Origin of the sequence: Williamsia deligens (genome assembly GCF_024171765.1) — a bacterium.
GTDB lineage: Bacteria > Actinomycetota > Actinomycetes > Mycobacteriales > Mycobacteriaceae > Williamsia_A > Williamsia_A deligens.
Genome location: NZ_JAMTCI010000001.1, coordinates 1,909,485 through 1,932,182, shown reverse-complemented (window position 1 = coordinate 1,932,182; position 22,698 = coordinate 1,909,485). Strand labels below are relative to the sequence as shown.

The following is a 22,698-nucleotide window of genomic DNA, read 5'->3' as shown; positions in this document are numbered from 1 at the left end:
GGGGCGCCGGTCGATCGGACGATCACCGGCGCCCCTGTCGCGTCTCACCCGGTCAGCAGCGTGACCAGCCGGTCGAGCGCTGCGCCGGCAAGCATCCTCGAGTGTCCCTCGGGAACGACGGTGACCCGCATGTGCGGCAACAGCTCTCGCCAACCGTGCGCGGCGTCGCCGGCGAACCCCGGTTCGACCACTGCCGCCTCGAGGAGGTCGACCGGGATGTCGACCGATGGCACAGGGATTTGTGCGATCAGCCGGTCGCTGTCGAGGTAGGTGCGGATCACCGCGGCGACCGCCTCGTCGCCGAACGCGCGCAGCACATCGTCGTGGTCCGAGAGACGTCGCACCGCCTCGTCGATGGTGAGGGCCTCCCCTGTCTGCGGCAGCATCACACCGAGCTCACCGAGCAGGACGGCGAGAGGGTCGTCCGCCACGGTCGTGGGAGCGGGTTCGCCCGGTGCGTAGGCGTCGAGGATCACCGCCCTCTCCACGACGCGTCCCCTCCGGAGACACTCCGCGGCCACGGCGGGCACCAGGGCACCGCCGAACGACCAGCCCACCAGGACGACCGGTCCGTCGCCCACAGACCCGTCGAGGCGATCCACCGTCTCGGACACCACGGCACCGACATCCCTGCCGAGCGCGGCCCTGTCGCTGAGGCCGGTCGACTGCAGACCGATCACCGGCACCTCCGGGCCGAGTGCTCGCGCGAGGGCGCCGTACTCCCAACACATCCCGCTCGCGGGCGGGAGACACACGACGGGCGTGGCCGTCCCGTCGGTGTTCCAGCGCACCACAGGAGCGAGGGCGTCGGCCGTGTCGACCGCGGCTCCCCCGCGGGCGGCGTCGACCGCGACGGCGATGTCGGCGACCCTGGGTGATGCGAGGAGCGTTCGTACGGCGACGTCGACTCCGAGCACATCGCGCAGCCGCTCGTGCAGACGCACGAGCAGCAACGAATGCCCTCCGAGCGCGAAGAAGTCGTCAGAAGGCGACCTCGGTTCGACGCCCACCACCGACGCGATCGCATCGGCCACATCCCGCGCGGTTCCCGAGAATGCAGCCGTCTCGCCGACGCCGACTCCCGTGTCCGGCTCGGGTAGTGCGGCACGGTCGGTCTTGCCGTTCGGGGTGAGGGGAAGGCCGTCGAGCAGGGTGACCGTCGACGGGATCATGTACGACGGGAGCACGTCGCCCAGACGCTCACGGACCCGCGTGGTCTCGGCGCCGACGACGTAGGCGTGGAGCCGGGTGCCGTCGGGATCGTCACTGGACACGACGACCGCGTCGTCGATGCCGTCGAGACGTCTCAGCGCGGCGGCGATCTCGTCGGGCTCCACCCGGTGTCCACGGATCTTCACCTGGTGGTCGGACCGTCCGCGGTAGTCCAGCGACCCGTCCGTCCGTTGCCGCACCACGTCCCCGGTGCGGTACAGGCGCCCCCCGGGGCCGGCGAGTGGATGCGCCACGAACCGTGCGGCGGTGAGGTCCGGCCGACGGTGGTAGCCGTCCGCGAGTTGCGGACCGCCCAGGTACAGCTCGCCGACGATTCCGGCGGGCACCGGTCGGAGATCGTCGTCGAGGACGACCGCCGTGACCGTGTCCCACCCGGTCCCGATCGAGACGTCCCCCGGCGCCGACGCCGTGAGATCGGCGGAGGTCGCCCACACGGTGGCCTCGGTGGGCCCGTACATGTTCACGACCTTCTCGGTGCGTGCGGCGAGATCGACCGCGAGGTCGGACGGGAGTGCCTCCCCGCCGACGGCGACCCGGATCGCCGACAGGTCGACGCCGTCACCGTGATGATCACGGAAGCGCGTGACCGACGACCACAGCGACGGTGTCGCCTGCGCGACGGTGGCCCGGCCCCGTCGGATCACCTCGGCCAGCAGCGCGGGGTCGACGACCTCGTCGCGGCGCGCCATCACCACCGTCGCCCCGACGCTCAGCGGCACGAGGATCTCGAGGACGGCGATGTCGAAGGAGATCGTCGTGGTCGCGAGGACCCGATCGTCGGCGCGGATCGGGAACCGGACGGCCACACCGTCGCGGAACGCGTCGAGGGCGCGGTGGGAGATCACGACACCCTTGGGACGTCCCGTCGACCCCGAGGTGTAGATGAGGTAGGCAGCGTCGGTCCGTGCGCGAGCACCACTGTCCGTCAGCGGGAGTGGATCGCACCGCGCGTCACCGAGCCGGCGGACCGGCGCCGACGACCAGGTCGCCTCGCTGTCGGCGAGGACGACCGCCGGTCGGGCGTCGTCGACGATGTAGGTCAGACGATCCGCAGGGACCGCGGTGTCGAGCGGCAGGTAGGCCGCGCCGACACGGTTCGTGGCGGCGAGGGCGACGACGAGATCCACACCGCGGCCGACAGCGACCGCCACGACGTCGCCCGGTGCGACCCCGAGGCCGGTGAGACGATCGGCGAGTTCGTCGATGCGGCCGGACAACTCGCCGTACGTGACGACCTGGTCGGCGACCTCGATCGCGGCGGACTGCGGGTGCCGGGCAGCGACTGCGGCGAGGTCGTCGACCCATCGCGACGTACCCTCACCGACCACGGGTGCCTGCGAGGCGGGACGTTCCACGACGTCGACCGTGGCGATCGACGCCTGCGGGGTGTCCGGCATCGACGTGGCGACACGGGTGATCGCCGACGCGAACGCCTCCATCAGCGCCACCGAGTAGCGGGTCGCGTCGTACTCCACCAGCACGTCGATGCCGTCGGCCGGACCGTGATCGATGCAGGTGACGTTCACGTCGACCTTGGCCTCGCGCGGGCCGGCGTCGACATCGGTCACCGGGGCGCCGAACATCATGTCCCCCGAGGTGGCGCGGGACGTCGACCGAAAGTACCCGAGCATCACCGAGAACAGCGGTGTCCGGCCCGCGACGCGACCGGGGTTGATCGCGGCCACGACGTCCGCGAACGGGATGTCGGCGTGGTCATGGGCTGCGAGGTCGACGTCCCGGACACGATCGACGAGATCCTCGACGGATGGACGATCGCCCAGACCCACCCGCGTGACGAGGGTCGAGGCAAAGTACCCCACGACGTCGACGAGACGGTCGTCGGTGCGGCCCGAGCGGGGGGTGCCGATCACGATGTCGTCGCCGGCCCCGAACGCGCGCAGCACCACGGCGAGAGCCGCGTGCAGCACCATGCCGGTGGTCGCCGACCTGTCGGTCCCGATGGCACGCAGCGCATCGGCCGGCGCGGCGGCGAGACGGGTCGACACCGTCGCCGCGGGCCGTGACCCGTCTCCCCCGCCGACCAGATCCGGGACCACGGTGACCTCGTCGGGAACTCCGCCGAGGTGCTCACGCCACCAGGCGATCTGCTCGTCCGCGCGGGTGCCGTCTCCGACGGGGCTCTCGAGTGCGCGGGTGGCCCAGTGCGCCCAGTCGGCGTAGGTCAGGGGAAGCGGGTCCAGGGTCTCGCCGCGATACGCACGCTCCAGGTCGCGCAAAAGGACCGCGTCCGACCACTCGTCGGCAACGATGTGATGCAGGGTCAGCAGAAGAACCGATGCGGTGCCGCAGTCGATCTGGGTCACCCGCAGAGGGATGTCGGCGGTGAGATCGAACGGGCGGGCGAGATCGGCGTCGACGACCGACGTGACGTTTTCCGTCTCGACGACCCGGACCTCGACGCGGGCGGCGGCGTCTTCGGGGTCGAGGGGGACGACAACCGCTGTCCCGGCACGATCGACCACGACACTGCGCAGCGGAGCATGCCGGGTCATCACTGCGATCACCGCGCGCCGCAGGGCGTCGGGGTCGAGGCGGCACTCCACCCGTAGCGCGATCGGATAGAGGTAGGCGGTGTCCGCCGGGTCGAGTCGCCAACTCAGCCACAGCTGGCGTTGCGCCGGTGACAGGGGGTGTTCGTCGAGGTCCGCCCGGTGCACGAGCTCCGTGGGCGTGCTCGCGGGTGTGTCGACATCGTCCGCCGACTGCACCTCGGAGAGCCTGCGGGACAAGCGTTCCGGCGTGGGTGCGTCGAACAGGTCACGCAGTCGTAGCCGTGTGCCGAATCGGTCCGCGACGAGCCCGAGTAGGCGGGTGGCGAGCAGCGAGTGTCCTCCGAGGGCGAAGAAGTCGTCCTCGGGTCCGACGGGCTCGTCGATGCCCAGCGCCGCGGTGAACACGTCGCACAGCTGTCGCTCGGTCTCCGACGCCGCTGCGCGTGAGGCGCCGGACACCGGTCGTGGTTCCGGCAACGACCGGACGTCGAGTTTGCCGTTCACGGTCAGCGGCAGCGCGTCGACGAGGGCGTAGACCGCCGGCACCAGGTACCCGGGCAGTCGGTCGACGAGGGACGACCGGACCGCTCCGAGGACACCGTCGTCCTGGTTGTCCTCCGGGATCACGAACGCCGCCAGTCGCTTCCCCTGGCCGGGTTGCTCACCGTCGACGGCGATCACCGCACCCCCGCGGACACCGGGGACGTCGAGGAGCGCAGCGGTGACCTCCGCCGGCTCGACGCGGTGCCCGCGGATCTTCACCTGGTCGTCGGTGCGGCCGAGGTAGTCGAGCACACCGTCGGCGCGCTGCCGGACGAGGTCACCGGTGCGGTAGAGCCGGCCGCCTGATCCGTCGACGTCGGCCACGAAGGACGAGGCCGTCAGATCCGGGCGACGGTGGTAACCCCGGGCGAGTCCGACGCCACGGATGTAGAGCTCCCCGGCTACGCCCCGCGGCACCGGCCGCAGCCAGGTGTCGAGGACGAGGCACTCGGTGTTGGTGATCGGCCTGCCGACCGCCGCGCGATCGGTGTCGTCGGTGCCGATGCCGAGGGTGTTGATCGTGTACTCGGTGGGCCCGTACAGGTTGTAGGCCAGCAGATCCGGTGTGGCGCGGAACGCCTCCCACAGACGGTTCGTGACGGCCTCGCCACCGAGCAGCACCAGGCGCGGGACGTGGGGTCCGCGCAGCAGCCCCTCGTCGACGAGGTGTGTGGCGTAGGTCGGGGTCACGTTGATCACGTCGACGGCCTGCTCGGTGCAGTAGCGGACCAGTTCGGTGGCGTCGCGTCGCAGGTCCTCGTCGCAGATGTGGACGTGGTGTCCCTCGACGAGCCAGAGCAACTCCTCCCAGCTCATGTCGAACGCGAAGGAGACGGTGTGCGCGACCGTCAGCGTGGCGTCCGGTCCGTGCTGTTCGCGCAGGCGCGCCACGACCGGGTCGAAGATGGCGCGGCGGTGGTTGATCTGCATGTTCGTCAGACCGCGGTACGGCGTGACGACACCTTTGGGTCGGCCGGTGGATCCGGAGGTGTAGATGACGTAGGCGGGGTGGTCCAGGGATCGCACCGGCGCGACGGGCTCTCCGTCGACCACTGCGGACCCGATGGTCACCAGAGGCGTTCCGGTGGGCGCCATCCGGTCCCGGGAGCTGCCGTCGACCACGATGATCGTCGGTGCGGCATCGGCGACGATGTCGGCGATGCGGTCGTCGGGGACGGCGAGGTCGAGCGGGAGGTAGGCCGCTCCCGTCGCCAGCACGGCGAACAGTGCGACCACCATCTCGGTCGACCGCGGCAGCGCCAGCCCGACGATCCGTTCGGGACCGGCCCCGGCCGCGGCGAGCTGGGCGGCAGCGTCGGAGATGCGTTGCGCCAGCTCGGCGTAGGTGATGGTCGTGTCGGCACAGGTGAGTGCGGGCAGGTGCGGTGTCCGACGGGCCTGCGCGAACAGCAGTTCGGAGATGGTGTCGTCGCCGATGTCGACCCGGTCGCCGGCGATGCGCGACGGAACGATCGCCGCGCCCGCGGATGCGGCCAACGGTCGCCGGGGTGCCGCCGCGATCGCCAGGAGCGTCGCGCGCAGGTCGTCCAGCAGTGTCCGGGCGTCGTCGGGATCGACGACGTCGGGCCGGTACTCGAGTTTGCACCACAGGCGCGTCCCGGGCATGACCACCCAGGTGAGCGGGTAGTGGGTCGCGTCGACGGCGTCGACCGCCGTGATGCCCTGGCGTGCTTCGAGATCGGTGAAGGTGTCGTCGTCGAGGAAGTTCTGCAGCACGTACAGGCTGTCGAAGAGCGGGCCCCGCCCCACGGCGCGCTGGATGTCGCCGAGCCCGAGGTACTCGTGGTCCATCGTGATCACGCGGTCGTCGGTGACGGCGCGCATCACGTCGGCGGCGGTGGCGCCGGGGGCCAGTCGCACCCGGGACGGCACGGTGTTGAGGAAGACGCCGACGACCTCGTCGATGCCGTCGATCTCGGTCGGACGCCCGGCGACGGTGGTCCCGAGCACCACGTCGTCACGACCGAGGCGCCGACCGAGGACCACGGCGAGTGCGGTGCTGATCAGAGCGTGCAGCGTGACACCGGCCTCCCGGGCGCCCCGGGTCAGGGCCGCGGTCTCGCCCTCGTCGAGCTCGACGTCGACGCGTCTCGCCAGGACAGGGTCGCTGCCCGCGGCGTCGGGGTACAGCAGAGAGGGTTCCTCGAGATCGGCGAACAGACCGCGCCACACCGCCTCCGACGCGGTTGTGTCCTGCGCGGCCAGCCACCGGAGGTGGTCCGGCACGCTCGCCGCAGGCCGGGAGATCGCGGGCGCCGCTCCCCCGATCCGACGGGTGTAGGCGTCGAAGAGGGCGGTCAGCACCAGCTCTCGCGACCACCCGTCCCAGAGCAGCAGGTGATAGGTGAACAGCAACCGGTCACGCCCACCCGGGAGGTGGATGAGCGTCAACCGGATCAGAGGCGGCTGTGTGAGGTCGAACGGCGTGGTGCGGTCGGCATCGCCCAGCGCCCGCAATCGCTCGTCGAGTGCGTCCTGCGGGATGGTCGTCAGGTCGACCTCGGTGACGGGGACGGACCTGTCGAGGACGACCGCCACCTGCCGGTCGGCGGACGGCAGCGTCGTGACCCCGACCCGCATCGCCGGGTGAACCTCCATGACGTCACCGATCGCGCCACCCAGTGCGGCCGCGTCCAGGCGACGGTCGAGGTCGAACGCGTTCGCCGCCACGTAGACGTCGGCCGTGTTCGCCGTCGCCTGAAACCACAGCCCCTGCTGCAGCGGCGACAGGTCCCACACGTCGAGCAGGTCGTCGGCGTAGGCCGCCGTGAGCGCATCGAGGTCGGCGCCCGACACCTCCGCCTGCGTGCGCCGCGTCCGCGCCGCCGCAGCCGCGACGTCCTCGACGATGGAGGTCAGGGCGGCGTCGAACCCGTCGACGACGTCGGCGTCCCAGCCACCGCGGACGGTGCCGGGTCGGGGCACGCGGATCGCGATGTGCAGTCGGGTGCCGTCCGTATGCGGCCGGCACCAGGCGTTGACCTCCAGCAGGTACGGCGTGCCCAGGCCGGGATCCGGGTCGGCACGCAGCGTCTCGTCTGTGGGCGACCAGTCTCGATCGGTCGCGGCGTGTCCGCGGCCGAGGTAGTTCACGATCACCTGCGGCGCCGACCCGCGCGCCAGGACCCCGGCGGTCCGCGGGTTGCAGTACCGCAGCAAGCCGTATCCGAGACCGTCGGCGGGCACGGCACGCAGGGCACGGGCGATGTCGCGAACCGAGGAGACGCCCCCCGCCGCGAGCGCCGCACCCGGCAGACGCACCGGAGCGATGGCCGTGCACCACCCCGCGGTTCGGCTCAGGTCGATTCCGACTGCGCGTCCCGGGTCGACTCCGTCGAGATCGCGCCCGTGGCGCTCGACGTCGATCGACAGATCCCCGGAACCGCGGACCCGCGCCGCGGCGAGCCCGACGGACGCGACGAGCAGCTCGGTGACGTCCACGTCGAGGGCGGCGGTCGTCGTCGTGAGGAACCGCTCGGTGCTCTCGACGTCGAGGACGACCTCGTGCTCGACGGTGTCCCCGAGCGTCAGACCGACCGTCGTGGCACCGGGGACGAGCTCGGCGCCGGGTGCGACCTGTTCGGTCCAGTGATCGAACTCGGCGAGTCGGGCAGGGCTCGCCGACTGTTCGGTGAGCGCCGCCGCATATCGGCGCAGGGACGTCGTCGCCGGAGGCGGTGTCGCACCCACCCACGTGTCGTGGAGATCGTCGAGCAGGATTCGCCAGGTGACGGCGTCGACGGCCAGGTGGTGCACGGCGAGCACGAGGCGGCCCGGTTCGTCACCGGCGTCGAGGAACACCCCGGCCACCATGACGCCCGCATCGGGATCCAGGGCGTCGGCGGCTGTGTCCGACGCCTCGGCCACGGCGAGCTCCCGAGCCTGGTCGGTCCACCGGTGCGCTTCCGGTGTGACCACCGTCCACGGGAGGGCCTCGCGCGTCTCGTCGTCGCCCTGCGGCGGCATCACCTCCAGCGACCACAGGAAGGCGTTCGGCCGGTGCAACCGCTGGCGCAGTGCGTCGTGGCGACGCACGAGGCCCGCGACGGCTGCACGCACCCGATGTGCATCGGCACCCGCCGGGGTCTGCACGACGACCGCCTGGCAGAACCGACGGACATCCCCGCCGAGTTCGGACAGACGGTGGACGATCGGCGTGAGCAGGACCTCGCCCGGGTCCGACGACGCCACCGTGTCGGTCGTCGATGACGGTGACGCGGTGACGATCTCGGACGGCTGTCCCGCCAACGCACGGGCGGTGCGCAGGCGGAACACGTCCTTCGGGGTGATCGCGACGCCGACCGCCTTGGCCCGGTTGACCAGCGAGATGGCGACGATGCTGTCCCCGCCGAGCGAGAAGAAGTCGTCGTCGGGGCCGACGTCCGTGCGCCCGAGGACCTCCGACACGATCGCGACCAGTGCAGACACCGGGTCGTCGACCGTCGACGGGGCTTCCCGTGTCACCGAGTTCACCGGGGGTGTGTCGAACGCTGCCGTCAGAACCGCTGCGCGATCGACCTTTCCGTTGACGGTAACCGGTGTCGACTCCACCCGCACCAACCGCGCCGGGATCATGTACCCCGGGACGAGACGGCCTGCTGCGTCGCGGATCTCGTCGTCGGTCACCGCACGCCGCGTCACCACCGCGGCGACCAGCAACTCCCGCCCCGTCGCGTCGGGACCCACGGCCGCTGCGGCGTCCGTGACTCCGTCGACCGACCGGAGTGCGTGGTCGACCTCGCCGAGCTCCACGCGATACCCGCGCACCGAGACCTGCTGATCGGCGCGACCCACGTACACCAGGTCACCGTCGGCGTCGCGGTACGCCAGGTCGCCGCTGCGGTACATCCGTTCGCCGGTCGCGGTCGCGACGAAGCGCAGGGCCGTCAGCGCGGGGCGGCCGGCGTAACCGAGGGCCAGTTGGACTCCGGCGACGTACATCTCACCGACGACGCCGTCCGGGACGGGCCGCAGGAACCGGTCGAGGAGAGCGACGGTCAGTCCGGCGAGCGGACGTCCGATCACCCCCACCGAGTCGGCGGTCACCCGATGGGCCGTGACGTGCACGCAGGTCTCGGTGATGCCGTACATGTTGATCAACCGGATCGCTGGGAGCTCCGGCACGCGGCGGACGTCCAGGGCCTCACCGCCGAACACGACGGAGCGCAGGGGAAGTGCTGCGACGTCGACCGATCCGGTCAGCGCGTAGAAGGCGGACGGGGTCTGGCTGAGCAGCGTCACGCGCTGCACACGGATGAGATCGGCGAGGCGTTGCGGATCGCGACGGGCGTCGCCGTCGACGACGACGAGCCGTCCGCGGTGCGCGAGAGCGCCCCACATCTCCCAGACGGAGAAGTCGAACGCGATGCTGTGGAACAGCGTCCACACCTGGTCGTCGAGGTCGAGATGGTCGGCGGCGGCCGCGAACATCGCCGTCACCGAGGAGTGCGCCATCTCGACGGCCTTCGGCGCCCCTGTCGATCCCGAGGTGTAGATGAGATACGCCGGCGACGCTGCGTCAGGCAGCACCGGCGGACTCACCGGACGGGCAGCCTCGGAGCCCACCACGTACACGGACACGTCCGCGGGCACCGGCACCGTCGACCGGGTCTCCTCGGTGACCACGAGGACATCCGGTGCGGCGTCGCCGACGATGAAGCGCAGCCGTTCGGCGGGCGCCTCGACGTCGAGGGGAACCGCCGCCGCACCACTGCGGGCGACGGCGAGCATCACGGTCACGAGGTCGACGCCGCGTGGCATCGCGACGGCGACCCGCCCGCCCGGTCGGGCACCCGCTGATCGCAGGTCGGACGCGATTGCTGCACTGCGTCTCTCGAGTTCGCGGTAGGTGACCGACTCGGACCCGTCGGCGACCGCCACGGAATCGGGAACAGCCTCCACGCCGGCCAGGAACGCATCGACGACCGTCGACGACGGGCCATGCGGGGCCGTGCCGCCCGTCACCGGCGGGTCATGCCGTGTCAGTGCGACATCGGCGAGCCGCAGCTCCGGATCGGCGATCCACTCGTCGATGACGACGCGCGTCGCCTCGACGAGCGATCGCGCCGTCGACTCCGCCACGAGGGCGGCGTCGTACTTGATCTCGTACACCGTGGTCTCGCCGGGGAAGACGACCAGCGACACCGGGTAGTGCGGGGTGTCGACACCGGTGAACCCGGTGACGGAGAGGCCGTCGGTACCGCCGTCGGATGCGGGGACGTCGGGGAAGTTCTCGACGACCACGATCGAGTCGAAGAGCGTCGCCGCGCCCACCGATCGGCCGATGTCGGCGAGCCCGATCTGCTGGGCGTCCATCACCTCGGTGGTGACGTCGGCGACCGCGTGCACGACTTCCCCGAGACGCGCTGTGGGCGGGACCGCCACGGGAAGCGGATTGGTGTTGATGAGCAGGCCGACGACACCGGTCACGTCGAGTGCCGTCCCCGCCCGACCCGAGACCGTCGACCCGAAGACGACGGCGTCCTGCCCCGTGAGACGCCCGAGCACCCCGGCCCAGGCGGCATGGGCCACGGCACCGAGGGTGACGCCGCGGGAGCGTGCCGCGCCCGCGAGCGCGGCGGTGTCGGACGCCGACGACGTCGTCGTGACGGTGCGGTACCCGGTGTCCGCGCCTGTCGGGCGGGGAAGCGCCGGGGCCAGGAGGGTCGGTGTGATCTGTGGACCGAGGACGTCGACGAGGACGTCGCGCCAGGTCTCGCAGGCGCGGTCCGGGTTGCCGGCGACGACGGTCTCGACGTGGTCGGCCCATCCGATCGCGGGCCGGGGCAACGGCGCATCGCTGCGGTAGGCCTCGAGCAGGTCGGCGAAGACCAGCGGGTACGACCACCCGTCCGCCAGCGCGTGGTGCATCGTCTGGACGAGCCGGTGGTCCGTGTCGGTGAGGGACATCAGGGCGAACCGCACGGGCGGCCGCCCGGCCAGGTCGAGCGGGCGGTGCAGCAGCTGCGCCGCAGCGGTGTCGGCGTCCGACGCAGGGTCCGCGGCCCCGCGGAGGTCATGGTGCGCGAGGTCCACCGGGCCCGCAGGATCGACCACCTGCACGACGGCGCCATGACCGGTCGCGACGAACCGGGTACGCAGGGCGTCGTGCCGCGCGACGACCGCGGCCAGGGCGCGGTGCAGACGCGGCACGTCCACCGCGCCCACGACCTGCGCGGACTGCTGGACGACATAGGGGTCGCCCGGCGTCGTGGCGGTCGTCCCCGCGGAGAGCAGGATCGAGTGCGCGACCATCCCCGCCTGCAGCGGCAGCATCGGCAGGACCGCCACCGGCTCGCCTCGATCACCCGCGAGGGTCGACAGGTCCTGCTCGGTCAACGACACCAGCGGGAAGTCCGACGGCGTCGCACCCCCGATGGGGGCCTGCGTAAGGGCCCGCAGTGCGACCATCCAGCGGTCCGCGAGGTCGGTCATCGCGGTCGGTCCGTCGTCGAGGATCCCCTCGGGCCACATGAGGTCGACGATCAACCGACCATCCGCACCGATCTGCGCCGTGACCTCCAGTGCCGCTGCGGGGTTCGACGGGTCGACGCCCTCACGCAGTGCACCGATCTCCGGGACCGGGGCCCAGTCGCCGTCCGCGCCGCCCCGCCCGTCGAGCCGACCGAGGTAGTTCAGCAGGATCTCCGGGGACGGTCCCTGCACGGCGGGATGACGGTGGACGTGACGGAGCATGCCGTAGCTCAGGCCGGCATGTCGCCGGGGCATCGCGCGCACCTGCTCCTTCACGGCCTTCACCGCACGGTCGAGGGACGTGTCGGCGTCGAGGACCGACTGCCAGTCGACCGGGCCGGCGTCCACGGCCACAGGATGGATGGCAGTGAACCACCCGATCGTCTCCGCGAGGTCGACACCGACACCCCTGTCGCCCAACACCTCCGGACGTCGCCCGTGTCCCTCGAGGTTGACGAGCAGGTGCCCGTCGGAGTCCCGACCGGGACGGCGCCGCGCGCGCCACTCGCGGACCGCGATGGAGAGCGAGGCCAGCAGGAGGTCGTCGACGGTGCCGTTGACCGATGCGGCGACGCGTCCGACGAGTTCACCGGTCGTGGCGCTGTCGAGGTCGACGCGGACGGTGCGCGTCGTCGCGATCGTGTCCCGCGCGGGATTCAGTGGTCGGTCGCCGAGCGGTTCGCCCGGCGTCAGCGCACGCTGCCACTCCTCGACCTCCTCGGCGAGGGCGTCGGGTGTGAGGGCGTCGGTCAGCAGTTCCGCCCAGCGACGAAAGGAGGTCCCGCCCGCCTCCAGACGTGCATCACCGGAGGCCTTCCGGGACGCCCACGCGCGGGCCAGGTGCTCGACGATGATCCGCCAGGAGACCCCGTCGACCACGACATGGTGGACGACCAGGAGCAGTTGACCGGGTGCGGTGGCCGTGGAGGGCGACCACGCCGCGGTCACCATGCGCCCGGCCCGGCAGTCCAGTGCGGCAGCGCGCTCCGCGACGGCCGCGTCGAGCCGGCCACCGCCGAAGTCCTCGCCGACGGTCCTGAGATCGACGGTCCTGAGATCGACGGATAGTTCCGAGTCCGGGTTCTCGTCGACGACGAGACCCCAGTCGTCCCCACCGACGACACGTGCGCGCAGCAGCGGGTGACGGTCGCGCAGCGCCCCGAGCACCGCGACCAGGTCGTCGTGGGTCATGCCGACCGGCGTCCGGAGCACCATCGACTGGTAGAACGCGTCGAGAACTGTGCCGGCACGCACCGTCTCGGCGAGCATGGGTGTCGGCGGCACGGTCCCGGTGCCCGGATCGTCGACCGCGGCGACGGGCGCGTCGGACACCGACGCGGCCGCGATCGCCACCACCGTGCGCCGACGGAAGATCTCCCGCGGGGTGATGCGCGCACCCCGCGCCGCCGCCCGGCTGGCCAGAGTGATCGACGAGATGCTGTCGCCGCCGAGCGCGAAGAAGTCGTCGTCGAGTCCCACCGGACCGATCCCGAGTACCTGGGACACGACCTCGGCGACGACACGTTCGGCGTCGGTGCGGGGTGGTCGGAGATCTCCCCGCACCGCGGCGACGGGCTCCGGCAGCGCCGCGACGTCGAGCTTGCCGTTGACGGTCAGCGGGAGGTCGTCGACGATCCCATAGCGCGCGGGCACCATGTAAGACGGCAGCGTCGCCGCCACCGCATCGCGGACGCCCGAGATCACCTCGCCGTCGTCGCGGGTGTCCGCCGGGTCGCCCACGACGACGTACGCGACCACGGTCTTGCGGCCGGGTACCTCGCTGTCGGCACGGGCGACGACGGCACAGCGTCGCACGCCGTCGAGGGACGTGATGACCGACTCGATCTCCCCGAGTTCCACTCGGTATCCCCGGATCTTGATCTGGTCGTCGGCGCGGCCGAGGTAGTCGAGGATGCCGTCGGGTCGGCGACGGACGAGGTCCCCGGTCCGATACATGCGCGTGCCGGACCCCTGGGGGTCCGCGACCATCGCCGCCGCGGTCAGGTCCGGCCGTCGGTGGTACCCGCGTGCCAGTCCGGCCCCGGCGATGTACAGCTCGCCGACGACGCCGTCGGGGACGGGCCGCAGTGCCGTGTCGAGGACGCGCGCCGCCGTGTTGAGGATGGGCCGCCCCACCGTGGGCGTGACGCTCTCGTCCGTCCCCGCCCCGAGGGTGTTGATCGTGTACTCGGTCGGGCCGTAGAGGTTGTAGCCGACCGTGCCGTCGGTGCTGCGCAGCGCATCCCACAGGACGTCGGTGACGGCCTCGCCGCCCAGCAGCACCAGCGCAGGCACGTGCTCACCGGTCAGCAACCCCTCCTCGATGAGGTGGTGCGCGTAGGTGGGGGTCACGTTGATGACGTCGATGGTGTGGTCGGTGCAGTACCCCACCAGCGCGGGGGCGTCGCGACGGAGCTCCTCGTCGCAGATGTGGACGGTGTGGCCCGCCACGAGCCAGAACAGCTCCTCCCACGACATGTCGAACGAGAACGACACCGTGTGGGCGACCGCGAGCACGTCGCGGTCCGCTCGTGCCACGGTCGGGGTGAAGATCGCCGCATCGTGGTTCGCGTACATGTTCGTCAGGCCGACGTACGGGGTCACCACACCCTTCGGCGTTCCCGTCGATCCGGACGTGTAGATCAGGTACGCGGGGTGGTCGAGGCGGTCCCGGCCGGATGCGAACGCCCCGAGCTCCCCGGCCCGGATCGGCGACGCGTCTGTTTCTGCGAGTGTCGTCGTGGTGTCGTCGTCCCCGAGATCGACGACGTGGCTGCCGGACTCGGCGGCGGCTGCGGCGATGGGTCGCTCCGCGGAGTCGGTCACGAGGATCGTGGGCGCGGCGTCGTCGACGATCGCGTGCAGTCGAGCGACAGGGTGGTCGCGGTCGAGCGGGAGGTAGGCCGCACCGGTCCGCAGGACCGCGAACAACGCGACCACCATGTCGGTGGTGCGGGGGAGGTCGAGGGCGACGACCACCTCGGGTCCGGCGCCGTGGGTGAGCAGCATCCGCGCCATCCGCGTGACCCGCGTGTCCAGCTCGCGGTAGTCGATGCGGTCGCTGCCGGCGACCAGGGCGGTCACGTCGGGGACGAGGGTTGCTCGGGCGGAGAGCATCTCGGCGATCGTCACCGGCTCGATCGGATGCTGTCCCGGCTGCACACCGTCCTCGTCGTGCAGTCGCAGGGCACCGATCGGCCCGTCGGTGTCCGCGGTGATCTGCTCCAGCGCGCGGTGCAAGCCGCGCACCATCGTCGCCGCCGTGTCCTCGGTGACCGCGTCGGGCCGGTACTCCAGCTTGATGCCGATCCTCCGGCCCGGGGTGAGCACCCAGGTGATCGGGAACGCCGTGGTGTCGCGGTACTCGACGTCGACGATGCCGTGGCGTGACTCCAGATCGGTGAACGTGTCGTCGCCGAGGAAGTTCTGCAGCACGAACAGCGAGTCGAACAGCGTTGTCCCGGCATCCCCCCGGGCGGCGCGGGTGATCTCGGCGAGACCGATGTGGTCGTGCGCCATCATGGCGACGCGCTGGTCGGCGGCGTCGGTCACGACCTGGGCGACGCTGCGTCCAGGCCGAAGGTCGAGGCGCGCAGGCACGGTGGTGAGGAACGGCCCGACCGTGTTCTCGACATCGGCGATGTCCCCCGGCCGACCCGCGACCGTGACGCCGATGACCACGTCGGTCGTCCCCGCGTGCACGCCGGTGACGGTGGCGAGAGCCGCGGTCAGGACGGCGTTCTCGGTCACCCCGAGGCGACGCGCGGTGGCGGTGACCGCCCGCGACACCTCGGCGGAGACGGAGTCGAAGACCTGCACGGGTGCGGTGACGCCGGCGCCGGACCGAGCGCCGTCGTGCGCGGCGAGGGTCGGTTCCTCGACGGTCGCCAGGAGTGATCGCCATGCTGCACGGGCGGCGTCGTCGTCGGTCTGCTGCAGCCATCGCAGGTGGTGTGGGAACGGCGCCACCGACGGCGCCTGCGCGGTTGGCTCACCACTGAGCTCGGAGTCGTACCGGGAGAACAGGTCCCGTAGCACCAGTTCCCGCGACCAACCGTCGAACAGGAGGAAGTGGTATGTGAGCAGCAGGCGGTCCGTGCCGTCGGGGAGTGCGACGACGGCGGCCCGGATCAGCGGGGGCGCGTCCAGCGCGAACGGCCGGGTCCGATCCGCCTCGACGACGTCGGCCGCCGCGGCATGCGCGGACGCGATGTCGCGGTCGGTGAGATCGTGCTCGACGACCTCCACGTCGACGCGGCCGGCGACGACAGCGACGACGGGTGTCGCCGCCGGGTCCTCGGAGCGGGTCGGGTGGAACGACACACGCAGCTGCGGGAGTGCCTCGACCATGCCGGCCAACGCCGTTCGGAATGCGCTGACATCGACCCGGCGGTCGAGGGTGAAGACGTTCTGCGTCAGGTAGGTCGTGTCCCGGGGGCCGGCCGCAGCGCATTCCGTGTACACGCCTCGCTGCAGCGGCGTCAGGGACCAGATGTCCTCCACATCGGACCCGACCGTGGCGATCACCCGATCACGGTCGGCCTCGGACAGGGTCACGGTGGCGAACGGCGGTACGTCGTCCTGCGAGTGGCGGTCGTCGGTGCGGGTCAGGCGGGCAGCGATGCCCGCGACGGTGCGTCCACGGAAGACGTCCTCCCCCGTCACGGCCCACCCCCGCCGGGTCAGATGTCCGATCACCCGGACCGCGACGATGCTGTCGCCGCCGAGCTCGAGGAACTCGTCGGTGGTCGAGACCGACGGCAGACCGAGGACGTCGGCGACGACCTCGGCGACGTCGGCTTCCGCCGCGGTCGTCGGTGCGACGACCTCACCGGCCGACCGCACGTCACGATCACCGTCGAGCAGGGTCATCAGGGCCGCACGATCTCGTTTCCCGTTCGGCAGCAGCGGGATCGACTCGACACGGACCACGCGTGACGGCACGGCATGCGATGGCAGCGTCGCTGCGACGACAGCGCGGACGGCCGTCGGACGCAGATCCGGGTCGCCGACGACCACGGCCTCGAGGGCCGGGGTCGCGAGCACGACGGCATCGGTGACTCCGTCGACGCGGCACAGCGCGGCCTCGACCTCCCGCGGCTCGACACGGGCACCACGGACCGAGATCTGGTCGTCGTCCCGGCCGCTGAAGTGGATGCGACCCGCGGAGTCCATCCATCCGCGGTCGCCGGTGCGGTAGAGGCGTGCCCCGGGCGCCGCGCCCGGGCGGGGGTCGGCGACGAAGCGGGTCGCGGTGGCGGCGGGGTCACCGTGGTAACCGCGGGCGAGTTGTCCGCCGCCGACGACGATGTCGCCGATGACGCCGTGCGGTGTCTCCGTCAGCATGTGGTCGAGGACGGCGACATCGCTGCCCGGTACCGGGGTGCCCAGCGTGATGGTGTCGGGACTGTCCACGCCGGTGTTGAGCACGTCGCCGGCGATCTCCGACGAGCCGTACGAGTTCACGATCGTCGCCGCGGGTGTACCCGTCCTGATCGCCGCGACGGTGGAGGGCTCCAATGCCTCACCGCTGAGGATCCACCGACGCACGGACGCGAGGTGGTCGCCGAACTCCCCTGCCATCACCCGCGCCAGCGATCCGACGGCGACGATCTGCTCGACGCCGTGCTCGTCGGCGAGACGCGCGAGAGCGGACCCGTCGCGCCGCTCGTCGTCGTCGGCGAGGACGACGGCGGCCCCGGCGGTGAGCGGCGTGAGGAGTTCGGTGGTGCCGTCGATGAACGCCCAGGAACTCTTCGCCAACCACGTCGCGGCGGTCCACCGTCGCCGTGCCCAGGCGAGCCGGTCGGCGAGTGCCCCGTGCGAGAGGACGACCGCTCGCGGTGTCCCTGTCGATCCCGACGTGAAGACGACGAGTGCCGCGTCGTCGCGCGAGACCTCGGTGGTCACAGCGACATCCGCAGACCGATCGTCGATCGCGGTGACATCGACCATCTCCGCCGACGAGTCCGGCACGCGCACCGACGAATCCGTGAGGACGACCTGCGGCGCGACGACGTCGACCATGAGCCGGATCCGGTCCGCCGGGTAGGAGATGTCCACCGGCATGACCGCCGCACCCACGGTCGTCACGGCGAGGAACGCGGCGACCGCCACCGGGGTCCGCGGCAGCATCAGCGCGACCACCGACCCGCGACCGACACCCGCGGAGCGGAGCGCGGACACGATCTCCCCGGTGTGCTCGGCGAGCTCGGCGTGGGTCCACCGCACGTCTCCCCCCACGACTGCGAGCGAGTCGGCATGCGCGGCAGCGGTGTCCGCCAGCACCTGGGGCAGCAGCGGTGCGTGGACGGGCGCGACAACCTCGACCGCGGGCGCGCGACAGGTCTGGATCGCGGCGACAGTGGTCTCCGGGTCGGCAACCGTCGCGGCCAGGACCTCGACCATCGCCGAGGCGACGTGGTCGGCGACTGCGTCGGAGACGACTGTCCGGTCGTTGGTGACGGTCACGCGGATGTCGGTGTGCACCGACACCATCACGGTGAGCGGATAGTGGGGCGCCTCGACGACCCGCACCTCTCCGAAACCGACGTCGCCCCCATCGACGGCGCGCACTTCGTGCGGACCGAGGTTCTCGATGACCAGGAGGGTGTCCACGAGATCGCCGTGGCCGCCGACGATCTCGGCCACCTCGGTCAGGGGGATGTGCTGGTGGTCGAGGACGGTCAGCTCAGCCGCCGCGTGGTCGCGGGCGGTGGCGGCGACGGTCGCGCCCGCGTCGACCCGGACGCGGGTGACGACGGTGCTCACGAGCATCCCGACGATGTCGTCGACGCCGGGGAGGTCACCGCCGCGACCCGACACCGCCGACGCGAAGGTGACATCGGAGGTACCGGTGACCCGGCCCAGGACGATCGCCCAGGCAGCCGTGGCGACCGCGCTCGGCGTGACACCGATCGACCGCGCGGCCCCTGTCATGTCCCCGTCGAAGCGGGTCGTCCGACGGCCGTGACGGTCCTCGGCCGGGCGCACCACACCGCCGGGCCCGTCGGCCGCGGCGACGCGGGTGGGGGCGTCCAGCCCACGCAGGTAGTGCGTCCAGGCCGCGTGATCCGCGGGTGCGTCCCGACGACCGAGCCACTCCAGGTGTCGATCGATGCGTGCCGGGAAGACACCGACGCCCCCGTCCCGGTAGGCGACCGCGATGTCGTCGAGGACGATCGGCACCGACCATCCGTCGGCCACGATGTGATGCACCGTCTGCACGAGGGTGTGTCGAGCGGGGCCGGGGCGGTCGGGCGAGTGCTCGACCATCGCGAAACGCATGAGCGGCGCCCGGTCCAGCGCGAATCCGCGGTCGCGTTCGTCGGCCGCGACGGTGTCGACGTCGACGTCGGCGTCGTCGATCCAGCGCACGTCGGTGGGTGGGACGGGCACGATGACGGCCACCGGCGTGCCGTCGCCGATCGCGACGACAGCCGTCGACAACGCCTGGTGACGTCGCATGACGGCGTCGACCGCTGCGGTGAAGCGCCGGCGGTCGACGTCCCCGAGGACCTCGACGATCTGTTGCACGACATAGGGATCGTGGCCGGCCTCGTAGCGCGACCGGAACCAGATGCCCTGCTGCACCGGCGTCAGCGGCAGCACCGTCTCGACCGCGGGAAAGCGGATCTCGATGTCGCGGATGTCGTCGTCGGTGAGCGCGACGAGGGGGAAGTCCGACGACGTGTGTCCCGTCACCGACGGGTCGGCGGCGATCGCGCGCAGGGCCTCCACCCACAGCTCGGCGAGACGGTCGACGGCCGCGGCGTCCACCGCGCCTGCGGGCCAACTGATCACGGCGCGCAGACGTGCCCCGGCATCGGATTCCACGGTCTCGGCGTTGACCTCGACGAGTCGGGGCAGCGGCATCGTCGCGGCACGGTCCTCCCACACCGCCCGACCGTCGACCGACGCGATGGACCACGGCGACGGGCCCGACGCGTCGAGCGAGAAGCGGCCGAGGTAGTTGAACAGCACCTGCGGGGTGCACGCGATGTCCGACGCGGCACGACCGGCATCGGCGAGATACCGCAGCACGCCGTAGCCGACGCCGTGAGACGGCGTCCGACGGAGCTGTTCCTTCACCGACCGCACGACGGTGCCGATCGCGGCCCTTGGGTCGACCGTGATCCGCGCCGGGTAGAGGGTGGTGAACCATCCGACGGTCCGCGAGAGGTCGGCCGGTCCCGACAGGCCGTCCGGGTCCACGGCGTCGGCCTCTCGACCGTGGCCTTCGAGCTCCAGCAGCACGCCGGGATCGTCGGCGTCGAGCCCTCTCTCCGATCGCCACCGCGTCACGGCCATGGCGAGCGCGGCGACCATCGCGTCGTCGGCGCGGCCGTGGATCGCCTCCGGGACGACCGACAGCAGTCGATCGGTGGTTGCCGGATCCAGCTCGATCACCCGTCGACGTTCTGTCGCGACGGTGTCGACGGCAGGGTCGAGCGGCCGGTCGCCCAGATGCGGTTCCGTCCCCCGGGAGACCCCCTCCCAGTGCGCTGCCTCCGACGCGAACACCCCGTCGGCGGCGGCGGTCCGGACGCGCTCGGCCCAGTCGCGGAAGGAGACGGGCACCTCGTCGACCACGGCGGACCCGGTGGCGACTAGAGACGCGTGTGCGGCCGCGAGGTCCTCGGCGATGACCCGCAGCGCGACGCCGTCGACGACGACGTGGTGTGCCACGACCAGGATCAGCCGGTGTTCAGGCAGCCACGTGACCACCAGCATGCGACCGTCGGTCGGGTCGAGACGTGCGCGCGCGCCCTCCCACGCGGTCCGGACGTCGGGGACACGGTCACCGGACACCGGGTGGACCAGAACCTCCTGTGCACCTGCGGAGTCGGGCACCACCAGCGCCGCCGCGGGCCCGTCGGTCCGCGCTCGCAGCATGCCGTGGCGGTCGACGACAGCTGCGACGACTGCCTGCAGATCGGTCTCGGTGAGCCCGTCCGGCGCGGTCAGGACGACCCCTTGGGCGAACCCCGACAGCACGTCGGCGCCGTCGGCGGTCTCGTCGAGCCACGCGGTGATCGGCGTCGGCCCGACGGGACCCGTCTGGGGCACGGCGACGCGGGTGGAGGCGGCGTCGAGCTCGACGAGCAGGGGCGCGAGTGCCCGCGGCGTGCGATGCGCGAACATCTCGCGGGGACGCAGTGCGTACCCCTGCGTCCGCAGCCGACCGACCACCCGGATCGCGACGATGCTGTCACCGCCCGCGGCGAAGAAGTCGTCGTCGACACCGATCTCCGCCTCGTCGAGGACGTCGGCGAACACGCTGCACAACAACGACTCCCGCACCGTCGACGGTGCGACGACCGGCGTGGTCCGCGCTCGGGCGGATTCCGTCGCACGGGTGGTCAGCGCGGCGCGGTCGACCTTGCCGTTGGCGGTGGTCGGCATCGTGTCCAGCAGGTGGATCTCGCCGGGCACCATGTACTCGGGCAGGCGGTCGGCCGCCCACCCGGCGAGGTCGGCGGTGTCCGGTGCCGCGCCGGTGGTCGTGGTGAAGGCGACGAGGGTCGACTCGCGCACGACCACCGCGGCGGAGCGCACCTGCGGGTGGTCGGCGAGGGCCGATTCGATCTCCTCGAGTTCGATCCGTCGACCCCGGATCTTGACCTGGTTGTCGGCGCGACCGAGGAACTCCAGTGCCCCGTCCTCGGCCCAGCGGGCGAGGTCGCCGGTGCGGTACATCCGGGAGCCGTTGTCGTCGAACGGGTTCGCGACGAACCGCGACGCGGTGAGTCCCGGTGCGCCCACATAGCCGCGGCCCAGCAGGAAGCCCGCCGCGTAGAGCTCGCCGCCCACCCCGGGTCCCACGGGACGGAGGTCGTCGTCGAGGACGTAGAGCTGCGTGTGCGGGTTGGGCGAGCCGATCGACGTCGCGATCCGTTCGGCGACATCACGGTAGATCACATGCGACACACCGATGGTCGCCTCGGCGGGCCCGTACCCGTGGTAGAGCGTCGTGTCGAGATGTGCGCGGAAGCGCCGGAACAGGTCCGGGGTGAGGACCTCGCCCCCGCACCACACATGGCGCAGACCGCGGAGCGACGACGTGTCCCCCGCGGGACCGTCGAGTTCGAGGAGCGCATCGAGCATCGACGACACGAGGTAGACGAACGTGACGTCGTGGCGGGCGATCGTGGCGAGCAGGTACTCGGGGTCGCGTTCGCCGTCGGGGCGCGCCACCACGACCCGTCCGCCGGACACCAGCGGAAGCAGGATCTCGTTGATCGCGATGTCGAAGGCCAACGGGGCCTTGAACAGCGAGGCGTCGTCGGGGCCGAAGTGCAGGATCTCGTCGCGCTGCCAGCGCAGTCGTTCGCAGATCGCCTCGTGGCGGATCATCGAGCCCTTCGGGGTACCGGTGGACCCCGACGTGAACACGATGTAGGCCAACCGGGCACCGTCGACGACGACTGGCGCGTCGTTGACCGGCCGCTCCGCGATCGACCAGTCCTCCAGGTCGACAGCCGTCGTCGGGACGTCCCAGTCGCCGTCGTCGTCCCGTGCGACGAGCGCATGGACGATGCGGGCGTCGCCCGCGGTCCGTTCACGGCGCCGTCGGGGCCAGCTCGCGTCGATCGGCACGAAGGCACCGCCGGCGACCATGGTCGCGAGGACGGAGACCACCATCTCCGCGCTGCGCCGCATGCCGATCGCGACGACGTCCTCGGCACCGACACCCGCTGCGCGCAGGTGCGCCGCGAGATCCTCGACGCGGTCGCCGAGTTCGGCGTAGGTGAGGGTGAGGTCGTCGGTGACGAGCGCGACGGCGTCGGGGGTGGCGGCGATCTGCCGCCGGAGGAGTTCGGGGACGGTCGATCGCGTCGCCGGCTCCGACCGGTCGTTCCACTCGTCGAGACGGCCGAGCACATCCGCGATCTGCATTGGCTAAGGGTAGCCT

1 protein-coding gene is annotated in these 22,698 nt (G+C 71.7%); it reads right to left on the bottom strand.

Annotated features, from left to right (window positions below; all coding sequences use genetic code 11):
* Positions 1 to 44: 44 nt before the first annotated feature.
* Positions 45 to 22,682: a non-ribosomal peptide synthetase gene (locus LX14_RS09200; RefSeq protein ID WP_253646913.1), complete on the bottom strand. Its 22,638-nt coding sequence runs from the start codon at positions 22,680 to 22,682 to the stop codon at positions 45 to 47.
* Positions 22,683 to 22,698: the final 16 nt, after the last annotated feature.

Bases quoted from the DNA above. Each gene is read 5' to 3' on its own strand.
- LX14_RS09200 (WP_253646913.1), bottom strand. From the start codon at position 22,682: ATGCAGATCGCGGATGTGCTCGGCCGTCTCGACGAGTGGAACGACCGG.